Source organism: Galbibacter sp., assembly GCF_048266365.1.
In the GTDB taxonomy this organism is placed as follows: domain Bacteria; phylum Bacteroidota; class Bacteroidia; order Flavobacteriales; family Flavobacteriaceae; genus Galbibacter.
Map to the genome: position 1 here is coordinate 189983 of NZ_JBLWZP010000003.1, position 13601 is coordinate 203583.

Consider the following 13601-nt stretch of genomic DNA (forward strand, 5'->3'; position numbering starts at 1 on the left):
TATATGCGGTATTTATTTTTATTGCAGTAAAGCTCTTGTCAAGGTGTTTTTGTTATTGGATACATCTTCCCAGTTCACTTTTTTGGTAGGATCGATTCCATTGATATACTTTTCAATATTGGTATACCCGTCACCGTTCAAATCACCATTGGCATCCGATGGATCATTTGGATTGAGATTGTATGTGCGCTCCCATTTATCCGGCATACCATCTTTATCGGTATCCTTATATGGTTTTCCTTTGTATTCAGGATAACCACCGACTTGACTAATATGAGTTATAATTCCTTTTTTATAAGAATCATCTCCAAGAATCTTATTGGTATTGTACTTTTCTCCTTCAGCAGTCTCGCCACTTGGGCGATCTTCCAGCTTACCGGTTTTAACTTCTTTTACGATACGTTTATCTACTGCATCCCTTACTGGTAGGGTAGCTCCCGCATTTTCAAGCACAAATGCATAAGCTTCTTGTGCCGGAAGTATGGTGATCGGTGCTAAGGGAAACGGTGCCTCCATTCTAAGATTCGGCCAGTACGCCTTTGTTGCCTCAGGATCTCCGTCCACTTGAACGCCTCCATTCCAATTATCCATAGTCACCTTTGGAAATCCGTCAACAATATTTCCGTCCACGAAAGCGCGGCCTAAGATAAGACTGTCCTTTTCCCCACGATGACCTTCTGGTTTAATAATGCGATAGGCTATCGGTTTATCCAATGGTGTAATGGGTCCGGGCTTGTAATAATTATTTATAATATTATATCTGGAACGATGATCTCCACCGTCTATACTCCTATTATACCAATTGAAGATTACATTGTTCACAAAACCGAAATCACCATACATACCAACCGATGCATTTCTAGAAATATTATGTGCCCATAAATTTCTCATAAAGGTACTATTTATTCCCCCAATAGTACTTCCAAAGGCATGATTATAGGTGTTCAGACCCTCTGAAAAAATGGAATTTTGAATGGTAATATTTACCGTTGGTAATTTTTCCATCCTACCATTTGGATGAATGTACATGTGTCGGTACATAGACATATTCTCATCCAGTCCCCAGCTTGCAGATACGTGATCAATCATGATATTTCCGATTGGATTTCCGCCTATAGCATCATCTCTCCTTCCGACATAAGTTTCTCCTCTTCGAAAACGCATATGTCTAATCACCACATCGTGGGTATCAATTAAGAAAGATTCCCCTGCTATACAAATCCCATCTCCAGGAGCAGTTTGTCCTGCGATGGTTACATATGGAGCCCTTAAGATAATAGGGGTTTTCAAACGGATAATACCTGCCACGTTAAACACGATAATGCGGGCACCACCAGCCGTACAGGCCTCTCTCAGGCTACCAGGCCCACTGTCTTCAAGATTGTCAACTACAAAGACTTGTCCTGCTCTTCCACCAAAACTATACATTCCACCACCCTCTGCTCCAGGAAATGCAGGAATTTTAGCCTGAGGAAGATCCTCCGGGTAAGATGCCCAGGGAATATATGGTTTTCCTTTTGCAGCCTCGGCATTAATAATGGGTAATGCACGAGCCCAGGCCTCATCTGATCGTTCTTTTACCCTTTCCATAAACTGATCCGTGTCAGCTTTCACCTCCTTGGTTATTGTTGGATACTGTGCCCGAATATCTTGAATACCCAATAGTATCACAAGAAAACCGGCAATAGGTAGTACAGCTTTGTTCATTACATTAAAGTTACGTTTGAAAACTTTTTTAATTACGCCGCAGTTTAGCAATAAGGTAGCCATAAAGCATCCTGTGCCTACGTGTTAAAATTGTCAATATTGATTAGATACAGGCTTTAGAATTATTTGGTATATGGATTCAGCCCATTTTTTAACCTAGCCAGTGTATCATGATTATTCGCCAAATCTTTCCAGTTCATTTTTTTAGTCGGGTCAATTCCGTTGATATACTTTTCGATATTGGTATACCCATCACCATTCAAATCGCCATTGGCATCAGAAGGATCATTCGGATTAAGATTGTATTTGCGCTCCCACTTATCCGGCATACCGTCCTTGTCCGAATCCTGATAAGGTTTTCCTGAATACTCCGGATAACCTCCGACTTGTTCAATACTGGTTATTATTCCTTTTTTGTAAGAGTCCGCGGGCAATCTTCGGTTGATAAATTCAGAACCTATAGAAGATTCTAAACCGTCGGGGTAATTGATTTTACCGCTGCGCACTTGTTTTACAATACGCTTATCAACATCATCGCGTTTTGGAAGTGTTGCTCCTGCATTTTCAAGCACAAACTCATAGGCTTCCTGGGCAGGTTTAATTTCCACATTTTCAATAGGGAACATCTTTGATTGTTGAATATACCTTAGGTGTTTATCAGTCACCTCTTCAGAAAAATCTTCCAGCTGCACTCCGCCATTCCAGTTATCGTTACTCACCTGGGGATTACCGGCTATGAAGTTCCCGGTGACATATGCTCTTCCAAAAGTTTTAGGCTGTAAATAACCCGATTCCGGCTTTAGAATTCTGTAACGAATAGGTTTATCCTTAGGAGTTATTGGTCCCGGTTTAAAATAATTATTCACAATATTAAACATCGAGCGATAATCCCCACCGTCTATGGATCGATTCCACCAGTTAAAGATTACATTATTGATAAAGTTAAAGCTGCCATACATACCCACAGAAGGGTTTCTGGAGATATTATTGGCCCATAAATTTCTGACAAATGTACTGTTCAATCCCCCTATAGTACTCCCGAATGCATGATTGTAAGTGTCAAGTCCTTCAGAAGAAATACTATTTTGAATCGTTAAATTAGAGGTGGGTAATTTACGCACATCCGCCTTATCATGCTCCTTAAACATATTACGGTATAAAGACATGTTTTCATCAAGACCCCAGCTCGCAGAAACATGATCAATAATCACATTCCCCATAGGTGATCCGCCTAAGGCGTCATCCCTTCTGGTGACATCCGTCGCTCCCCTGCGAAAACGCATATGACGTATGATCACATCATGGGTGTCCACCTTAAAACTTTCCCCTGCCACACATACACCATCTCCAGGAGCGGTCTGTCCTGCTATAGTCACATAAGGCGCGCGAATACTAATAGGAGTCTTAAGCTTTATAATTCCGGCTACATTAAAAACAATAATTCTGGCGCCTCCGGCCTCGCACGCAGCCCTTAGGGTACCGGGGCCACTGTCAGCCAAACTACTGACCACATAAACCTTTCCGCCCCTACCTCCGGGGGTAAAGGCTCCTCCGCCTTCTGCACCCGGAAAGGCAGGAATATCAGCCTGCATAAAATCACCGGGATTTGATCCCCATGGGATATAGGGACGACCTTCTTCAGCTTGCTTTTGTACAATAGGATAGACCTTAGAATCCCAAAGGTCTTCCAATCGGGCCTCCTCCTTTGCCATTCGATCGTCCGTTTTGGCTTGAAGCTCCGGCGGAATCTCAGGATATTGACTGTATGCACAGCTGCTACTAATGATTACCGCTACAAAAATGCTTCTTTTTAATACTTCAAACATCATAGGTGAATAAATTTTGAACTTTCTTTTTCCTAATACCGGTTCTACTGATTCTTCTCTGCTTTGAGCCTCGCTTGCCACTCCTTACTGGCCTTGCCTAAGTCATAACCTTGAGAAGAAAGGTAATTGTTTATTTTTCCTTTATACTTTCCAAACCACCAATGTTTTTGATCAGAAGATCCTGCATCCATAGCATATTCTCTTGCCTCCACCAAATGCTCATAAATCACCTCTTTTTGTGGCTCTGTAAGTTCAGGCAACATATCCAAATACCCATTATAGGTAAGGGGAACAACCCCATAAGTCATGCCATCTTTAACCTGAACAACTTGCTGTTCATTAAGTTGATCCTCAAGTCTATTAATATACTTCTTATGGAGTTTGTCGATATCTTTTTGAGCCTTGGTTTCTATTTTTTCAATCACTTTATCCTTTTCCGTCTCTGAGAGATTCATCTGATCAAGCGCATCTATTTTCGCATCTCTTCCATCCTGAACCCAACTTAGATTGCGATACTGCTCAGCGATAATATCGCGAACCGTGAGTTGCTTATCAGCGTCTGCGATATTTAAATCATTGACTATTTTTTGTGCTCTCTCGTTGGTAACTTTTACATATTCGGGATCAAAACTTTTAGTTGCACTTCCACAACCTACAGCTACTATAGAGAGTAGTAACAACATATTTTTAATTATTCTCATTGTTATTTATTTTAAAAATCCAAATTCCGGCTCTTGATTGCTCAAAAGTCCAGAATTTGAAAATAACTTTTTCTTATTTTTTATACGTATTCAAACCCTTTGACTGTTTAGCCAAGGTATCTTCATTGTTTTTCAAATCGCTCCAGTCGACTTTCTTATTCGGATCTATACCATTGATGTAATACTCAATTTGAGTATAACCATCCTTACCGTGAGGGTAAGAATGTGCATCTGTTGGATCGTTAGGGTCGAGGTTGAATTTCTTCTCATAACCATCTGGCATACCATCACCATCAGAATCTGTATAAGGTTTTCCTTTATACTCCGGATATCCGCCCACCTGAGAAATGTCGGTGATAATACCGCGCTTATATGAATCAGGTGCTAGACGTCTGTGTTTAAATTGGTAAAAAGAATCCGGATCCAGTCCTTTTTCATAAATAGCTTTTCCCGTTTTCACTGTTTTAATAATTCTAACATCAACAGGGTCTCTCTTTGGGAGTGTTGCGCCAGCGTTTTCCAACACAAAATTATAGGCCTGTTTTGTTGGCATGATTTTAAACCAAGGTCTTGGAAATTCATCAGTTGCTTTGATATACGGAAAATAAACTTTAGCCTCTTCATAGGTCATAAGTTCGCCATCCTTACCTTCAATCTGAACACCTCCATTCCAGTTATCTGAGCTTACTTTCGGAAATCCTTCAACAATATTTCCCTTTACGTAAGCCCTTCCAAAAATTAAAGTATCTAAATCGCTAAGCCCGGCCTCCGGCTTTAAAATACGATGAGCTACCGGTCGATCTTTGGAAGTAATTGGTCCGGGTTTGTAATAATTGTTGATTATATTAAACTTCGCCTTATAATCTCCACCATCAGTGGTTCTATGACTCCAGTTAAAGACAACATTATTGGCAAAGTTGAAAATGCCATTCCATCCAATGGATGGATTACGTCCGGCATTACTAGCCCACAGATTCCTCATAAAGGAACAATTTTCGCCACCCAGTGTACTTCCTAAAGAGTGGTTATAGGTATCCAAATCCTCAGAAAAAATACTATTTTGAATGGTAACATTAACCGTTCCTAATTTTTCTTCTTTATAATCACCACCGGGGCTGTACATATGTCGGTAAATCGACATATTTTCATCCAAACCCCAACTGGCTGAGACGTGGTCAATCATGATGTTTCCAACCGGGTTTCCTCCAATAGCATCATCCCGTCTTCCTACAAATGTCTCTCCTCTTCGAAAACGCATATGACGAATCACCACATCATGGGTGTTGATCCATACGGTTTCACCACCTACGACAACACCATCACCAGGTGCAGTTTGCCCCGCAATAGTTACATAAGGTGCTCTGATAATCAGCGGAGATTTCAATTCTATTTTTCCGGCAACGTTGAAAACAACAATTCTGGCTCCGCCTGTTTCTAGTGCCTCTCTTAGGGTTCCGGGTCCTTTATCTGCCAAGCTGGTCACCGTAATTACTTTACCGCCACGACCGCCAAAGCTATACATACCGCCACCCTGAGCACCGGGAAAAGATGGAATTTCAGCTTGAGGTAAATCTATGGGTCTAAAAGCCCATGGCACATAAGGTTTTCCTTCTCTTGCCTCTTTGCGAACAATCTTTACGGCATGCTGCCATACGCTGTCTGAATGCCTTTCAGCACCCTGGATTATAGCCTTTTCTTTTGCCTTATCGGCATCTGTAAGCTTCGGGTACTGTCCGTAAGAATGAACACTTACTAGTGTTAAAATAAAAAATATTAATACTTTATGATTCATTGTACTATACGTTAAAAAATTTAAATGAGCCGTAGACTATAAAAGATCACAGCTCACCATTTGCGTTAATTATTATAATCTAGTTCTCCGGATAACGGGTTATAACTTCCACCCCAACCTTCGGTTTGTTCTAAATATGGTGCACTATCCATAACATCTTGTGGGAACCCGTAGAAATAGTACTCATTATACCATTGAAACTGAAAATCTTCAGGATCCAAATCATCTTTAACTCTGATTTCAAAATAGTTTTCATAAAGGTAATCTACGTACTCCTCATGGGTAGTAATACCTTCGGGATAGGTTTCTGGTTCTCTATCAATAATTGGTGCTTGTTCGCCGCTATTCAAAAAAGGGTCTTGATCACCGACATAAGGTTGGCCTGTTTCGTCTAAGGCCACATAAACAATTCCCTGTCTTCGTGTCCCGCTTATAGGTTCCAATCCAAGGCGACTCACTGTACCGTAATCATCGTTAAACAACATCCATCGTCTAAGATCATCATGGCGTTTTCCTTCATAGGCGAACTCCACAGCTCTTTCATTTAGAATGGCCCCAAACATGGCATCCCTTCCATTGACATCCCCAAGACCATAACTACCATCCGTGTTTTCAACACCGGCTCTTTCGCGAATTTGAATCAAAATTTGCTTGGCTTCTCCCATTTGACCAATTCCTGTGGCAGCTTCCGCAATATTCATCAGAACCTCAGTAAATCTAAGCTCCATCCAATCCGTACCGCTTCTGGAAAAATTATCATCGCTGGAAGCATTTGGATCTGTCCATTTCTTAATATAAATCCCTGCAGGCTTATTATTTTCACCTGTAACTTCTTCAGGGATATTCGCACCGGTATTTCCAGCGTCGGAATACCATCTGTACTCCCATTGTACAAAATCTTCGTCCTCAGCAAAAGGCCATTTAGCACCATTGTACACAAAGGTGGCATAAAATCTAGGATCTCTGTTTTTGTAAAAAGTTTGTAAATCATAATCGTAGGTGGTAGACTCTCCTATTGGTTTACCATCGGCCATTGGAAATAAATCCATGGTATTTTTGGTCGGTATTAAGTTTGGACTTCCACCTGCATCCGCAGATCGAGAGTTTGGCTCCATACCATTATAAAAATCCAAATCCTCAGTAGTTACTGAGTTATAACCGTAGACAAAAACAGCCTCAGGATTTCCGACCTCTGTAAGCCACATTTCATCCCATGGACCTGTCCACATTCCAAATCCGTTTTGTTCTAAAATTTCTCTAGCCTCTACGTTCGCATCATAGGCCAATTGCCAACGAGCCTGATCATCACTGCGATTAAATTGCGGACTCGCCCACAACAGAAGTGCCTGGCCTTTAAAGGCTGCAGCAGCTCCACTGGTAACTCGTCCCCACTGATCATCCGGCCAACGCCCCGGTAAAAGTTCTATGGCCTTATCAAAATCAGACAATGCCTGAGCCAAAGTCTCCGCAGAAGTACTTCTTGGAATCTGAGTATCGGTTCCTCCCACAATAGGATTCAACGCCTTTAGAGCAATTGGAACCCCACCGTAAAAACGCATAAGATCCATATACTGCCAACCTCTCCAAAAAAACATCTGTCCTTTAAGAAGTGCTTTGTCCTGATCACTGATTCCATCATGCAGTTCAATATTCTCCAAGAACATATTGATGGACTTTAGGCGGGTATATGTATAATTTCTATTACTGGTACTCAATCGTTCTCCAATATACTCCATAGCGTGATTTTGAGTGGGAGAAATTTGCGCCCACTCCTGGTTCCATCGGGTTCTTCCAGGAGCCTCATCACTAGTCTTCACGAGATCATTAGCTCTGGCAAGATCCCACCAGGCAGGAGCATTTCCCCCACCCGGGAAAAACTGGCGGTAGATATAATCTACGTATGCCTGGGCTGTTTGCATATTTTCAAAGGTTTCTTCATTCATTCCGGAAAAATCCTTCTTTTCTTCGAGAAAATCGTCACTACAGCTAAGTACCGCGAGTGAGAGTACTGCACATAAAACAATTTTCGTTCTTACAATTATTTTCATGTTCTGTTTTTTTGAATTAAAAAGTAACATTTAGACCTAAAGAGAAGGTTCTCAATACCGGATAAGCATCCCAGGCACCCAATGAATTTATGTAATCATTAGGATTGTAAAGATTCAACGGATTTACACCTGTAAATGTCAAATTGAGGTTTTCAAAACCAATTTTTTCACTGACCTCACTAGGTAAACTATACGCTAGGGTAAAGTTACGAACTGCCATACTAAAGGAATTCTGTTCCCAGTATTTCGATCTTACAAAATTGATATCACCAAAAGCCGGGTTTGGCATACTGCCACCAGGGTTAATTGTCGGCTCATAGATATCATTCCAATCGCGGGGTAAGTTTTCAAAATTACTAGCGATATTCCCATCCAAGTCGTATTTAGCAGAGTATTCACTCCATCCTCCAAAAGAACCTGCGATTACGGCACTAAAACTCAATCCTTTCCAACCAAATTTCAAGGTCGTTCCAAAACCATAGTGATTGGCCTCTTTATCGGCAAGTTGAATTTGGTCATTCTCATCAATAATTCCATCCGGAGCAGCAAATTCACCATTTCCGAGATACTCACCACGCACATCGCGATAGTATAATGTCCCTGGTCGTAATTCATCAACCGGAGTACCAAATACCTGTTGGATATTGTATTGTTCAACGTAATTATTAATATCTTCCTGAGACTTAAACATTCCCATATAATCATAACCATAAACTCCAAAATCGCTGGATCCTCCAGGTTTTGCAAACCATGGCTTTAAGATATCTTCATCGTTAAAGTTAGAAACTTTGACCTTGTTATCATACCAGGAGAAACGGGCATCGATTCCATAGCTAAAATCCTTCCCGATATTGTCATTCCATCCAACAGCAACCTCATAACCGAAGAAGTCTATTTCTGCAAAGTTTTCCGCAGCCAAAGTCCCACCAACTGTAAAGGGTACATTACCTATACGCTCCAACAAAATGCCAGTCCCTTTGTTATAGAAACCTTCCACGGTTGTGGATAGGCGATCATTCAAAAACCGAGCATCAATACCCAGGTTGTTTTTAAAATCATCACTCCAGGTCGCCGCTCTGTTAGGAGAAGATTCCGCCTTAACCCCAATGGATACAGGCGCATTTCCTCCAAAGACCACTCCATTACCGTATTGATACGTATAGCGCTGTCTCCACAGCCATGGCCTAGTATCATCCTTACCTAATAATCCTAGGGAATAACGAATTTTCAAAAAGTCTATCCAGTCGGCATTAAAGAAATTTTCTTTTGAAACTACCCAACCAGCGGAGAAGGAATAGAAATCTCCCCAATAATTTTCAGGGGCAAATTTAGTTGAAGCATCTGAACGGTATAAAAATTCAAAAAGATACTTATCATCATAATGGTAGTTCATACGACCTACATAGGACAAAGAACCGGCTTCATTAGTAAAATCCCTTACGCTGGCTTCTCCAAATGCTGTTCTGAAGGTACCGTTAGAATCCTGTAATGGATCATCAACGGCAGCATCTTCCTGAAAACTTTCCGATTCCGATTTTTCAACCGTAAAAAGTGCACTCACACCATGCTTCCCAAATTGATTTGAGTATGACATGGTTCCATTGAGCTGCTGCAGCATCGAGGTAACATTTGATTTTCTAATCTCATTCCCATTTTCAAAGCTGCGCGGCTCTCCTACAGTTCCCTCGGCATAAATGTGTTCATTATCACCGCCTCTGTTGATAATATTATACAAGTCGTAAAAAGTTCCTAAACGGTGATTTCTGGAATGCCCCATACTACGCGCATAACTTCCGCTTAATTTTAAGCCCTTAACAAAAGGCAGTTCGTATTCAGTATTAATATTGACTCGCATATCGTTAGACCGTGTGCTGGATTTATTGGCTAAACGTTGGATTTCAAAGAAATGGTAGGCCTGGTTGTTTCCGGCATTTGGAAGCTTGACCGGATATCCATCCACATATGGAGGGAGGTACGGTGGAGCCATGAGTAATTTTTTATAATCATTTTCTTCATTTTCCCCACCAATTTTACTAAACACCTTATCTTGCTCGGTGAAGTTACCCGAGAGTTGCAAACCTACTTTAAGTCCTTTTGCAACTTCCACGTCTGTACCTGCTCTAAAGGTGAATTTATCATAATCTATAGGCCCAAGGTTTCCATCTTGTGTATAATAGGACACCCCACTAAAATAGGTGACACGATCTGTACCTCCACTGACATTTAAGGTATAACGCTGTGTGGTCGAACTTGACCATGCCTGATCTAACCAGTCATAGGAGTTATTTCTAAAATAATTTAACTCATCCTGCGAAAAGAATCGTTCTTTGTCACTAATGTCTTCCCTATAACCATTGGGACCGTTCATGATGTTGTAGTATTGTGCATACTCAAAAGCATCCATCATTTCAACGCGATACTGCTCATCATTTATACCTGAGGTTCCGGAAAACCTGAATACTGGTTTACCGACCCTACCTCTTTTGGTGGTTACCACAACCACACCGTTAGATGCTCTGGAACCGTAAATGGCAGCAGCAGCATCTTTTAAGATAGAAATGCTTTTAACCTCAGAGGCGTCAAGACTGTTAAAATATTGACTGTCATTTTTACCTTGAGCATCCAACTGAACCACACCGTCTATAACGTAGAGTGGCTGAAGGTTTCCCCCATCTTTTGATAGTGTCATGGGGTTACGAATGGTCAATTGTGCTTTAGAGCCCGGTCTGGTGTTACCACCAGAGACATTCAACCCCAAAACTCTCCCGGCCATAGCCGTCCCCAAATCACCTACCGGCAACTGGTCAATCTCTTCCATATCTACGGTTTCCACCGCTGCAGTAAGATGCTCTCGTTTTTGTGTTCCATAGCCTACAACCACTACATCCTCTAACTGTTGGCTATCCATCACCAAGGTAAGGTCAATATTAGACTCACCGCCTACATAACGTTCCTCAGTCTTAAAACCAATAAAGGACAGCACCAGGGTATCTTTTCCATAAGCTCTGATAGAATACCTTCCTTCTAAATCAGTGGCTACCCCGTTGTTACTTCCTTTCACAATCACATTAACTCCCGGAATTGGTATCCCCTGCTCATCAACTACTACCCCAGTGATCGTTCTTTGATCCGTGAGGTCTTGTGCATAAGTTGTAACTGATACAAATACAGCCAAAAATAATGTACATACCTTTTTAATTGTTCTCATAGGTATTTTGACTTTAATTAATAATTAGTTCATTTCATTTTGATTCATTGATACCCAATAACTTGCAAACCCCTTATTTCAATCGATTTCGTTAAAAAGAAACGCCATTCCATGAAATCATTAGTTTACCCAGCAAATTAAATTGTTCGCTATGTTCAAATAGGTATCAGGCCAAATATATCTATATCCAATAATGCTTCTATCCTGTACTATACCACTTTGTTTAATTTTAAGTTAAGAAAACAATAATTGATGCGATATTTTAGAGATTTTTTATGTAAATCCTAAAAGGATAACCAAACTGACATTTCTTTGGCATCCCTGTTACCCCAGGCAAAATAAGGGATAAGATCAACCTGGTAGTTCTTTGTTGAGCCTGTGTTTAGCGGTCGGTATAATTGATGCTCCCATGAGGAACTATTTTTAACTTTAACATTTGCCCTTAGTGCAGTGAGTGTTCTACCTTTGATGGTGAGGGTTTCTGGTGTAAAACCGGCTTCCACATCTAAAACCACCTCATTGATACTCACATCTTCAGGTAAAGATTCCGACTCCAAACAATACACCAGCGGACCGCGTTTTACGGTAACCTGATTTTTCGTTGCCTCAACCAAGGGATTGGCTTGCATAAGTTCAACTGGCATTGGAAGATCCAAGGTTATCACATCACCCTTTTTCCATAAGCGCTCCAGAGCTAGGTAGGTGCCTGGCTTACCCGAGGTACTAACCTGCTTACCATTGACCGAAACACTTGAACTTTGACTCCAACCAGGTATTCTTAGAAACATCTCAAAGGTATTCTTTGGCGCCTTGTCGATAATTATCTTAACAGCTCCGTCCCAAGGATAATTGCTTACTTGATGAAGCTTTATGGTTTTGCCGTCAGCCATTTTTGTTTCCAGGGCATTGCTTCCGTAAAGGTTCACATATAAACCATCATCTGAAAGGCTGTAGGCATAATTTTGAACCTGCGCCAGGGTACGAGTAACATTCGGCGGACAACAATTTGACAAGGCGATATAGCCTTTTCTTTGATGCCCCCATCGCTGCTCAAAAGGTAAATATTCCGATACGTTCAGGGGGTTGTTGTACAAAAACTTATTTCCTTCTAAATTCATTCCGGAGAGTACACTATTGTATAGGGTTAATTCTAAGACATCAGCATATTTGGCATCGCCGGAGATTTGCAACATTCTCCAGTTCCAAAGAACATTTCCAATATTGGCACAGGTTTCCGTGTGCGCAGTGGCATTGGGAAGTTGATAAGGTCTTCCATAGGCCTGATGAATTTTTTGCACTACCGAAGGATCATAGGAAGTACCATCCGGGGAAACCCCGTCATAGAGCGATCCACACCCACCGGTGATATACATTTTACGATAAACCACATCTTCCCAAATCGATTCTAAATTCTGGAGCAACTTATCCTCTCCAGTTTCCGCATAAAGATCTGCTATACCGGCATAGAGGTAATTTGCACGTACGGCATGTCCCATGGCGGTGGTTTGATCGCGAAAAGGGATTCGATCCTGATTGTCATCGGTTCCGTCAGCAGTAGTTCCTCTGATATCAATTAAATGATTTGCAAGTTCCAAATACTTAGGATCCCCGGTAGTTCTGTACATCTCCACTACTCCCATGTAATGTGAGGGGCAAATCGCGTTTCTGGCCAGATCCGGAGAAGCCTTTTGGTAAAAATCGTATAGATAATCCGCCACTCCAATAGCGACGTTTAAAAAGTTATCCTTAGCCGTGGCTCTGTGGTGAATACTTGCAGCAGTCATCAGATGACCCATGTTGTATTTTTCAAACCCCAATTGCTTTTTAAGTTCCTCTGGACCTAATGTTCCCCAACGTTCCTCTATCAAAACAGGTGTATGGATATAACCGTCATCTCTTTGTGTTTTGGCTATCATTGCAATAGCTTCATCCATCTGTTTATCCAGCTTTTTATCTTTGGTGGTCGCATACACCGAGGCCATGCCCTCCATTATTTTATAAAAATCCCCATCGTGAAATGAAGGTCCATCATGAGTCCCCTTCATATTTCCGGCCGCAATTTCAAAATTGCGATAGGCATGAGTCACCTCCGCATCGTGATAAAGCCCCCACATAAATGGCAGCGTAGTTTGCTTCTCAACTTCAAACTGAGTATACCAAAACCCAGCTGTCCACCGCACATCATCCAAAGCTAAACTACGCAACTTCGAATAGGGACTGTTCGCGTTGCCAACTAATCCTTCATCCTGTGCTAAACCCAAAGTGGTGCATCCAATAAACAGTAAAACACCCAATTTATACCTTGCCATATTCTTTATA

7 protein-coding genes are annotated in these 13601 nt (G+C 41.3%); all 7 read right to left on the reverse strand.

The features are described from left to right. Positions 1-18: 18 nt before the first annotated feature. The 7 genes from ACN0TV_RS06365 to ACN0TV_RS06395 all read right to left on the reverse strand — a co-directional run bounded on the left by ACN0TV_RS06365 (position 19) and on the right by ACN0TV_RS06395 (position 13591). Complete coding sequence (locus ACN0TV_RS06365) at positions 19-1707, reverse strand: polysaccharide lyase (RefSeq protein ID WP_417361229.1); 1689 nt, start codon at positions 1705-1707, stop codon at positions 19-21. 122 nt (positions 1708-1829) lie between these two features. Continuing rightward, entirely contained in the window at positions 1830-3536 is a 1707-nt protein-coding gene (locus tag ACN0TV_RS06370; RefSeq protein ID WP_417361231.1) for a pectate lyase family protein, read from the reverse strand. Positions 3537-3577: 41 nt separating this feature from the next. Beyond that, positions 3578-4234 (reverse strand): DUF3826 domain-containing protein, encoded by a 657-nt coding sequence (locus ACN0TV_RS06375; protein WP_417361233.1) that lies wholly within the window; start codon positions 4232-4234, stop codon positions 3578-3580. 73 nt (positions 4235-4307) lie between these two features. Further along, positions 4308-6026 carry a polysaccharide lyase gene (locus ACN0TV_RS06380; protein WP_417361235.1) on the reverse strand — a complete coding sequence of 573 codons (1719 nt, stop codon included), beginning with the start codon at positions 6024-6026 and terminating at the stop codon, positions 4308-4310. 65 nt (positions 6027-6091) lie between these two features. Next, on the reverse strand, positions 6092-8074 hold the full coding sequence (locus ACN0TV_RS06385; RefSeq protein ID WP_417361237.1) for a RagB/SusD family nutrient uptake outer membrane protein: 1983 nt from the start codon (positions 8072-8074) through the stop codon (positions 6092-6094). A 16-nt stretch (positions 8075-8090) separates the two neighbouring features. After that, complete coding sequence (locus ACN0TV_RS06390; protein WP_417361239.1) at positions 8091-11282, reverse strand: SusC/RagA family TonB-linked outer membrane protein; 3192 nt, start codon at positions 11280-11282, stop codon at positions 8091-8093. A 284-nt stretch (positions 11283-11566) separates the two neighbouring features. Beyond that, complete coding sequence (locus ACN0TV_RS06395; RefSeq protein WP_417361241.1) at positions 11567-13591, reverse strand: glycoside hydrolase family 127 protein; 2025 nt, start codon at positions 13589-13591, stop codon at positions 11567-11569. Positions 13592-13601 lie beyond the last annotated feature (10 nt).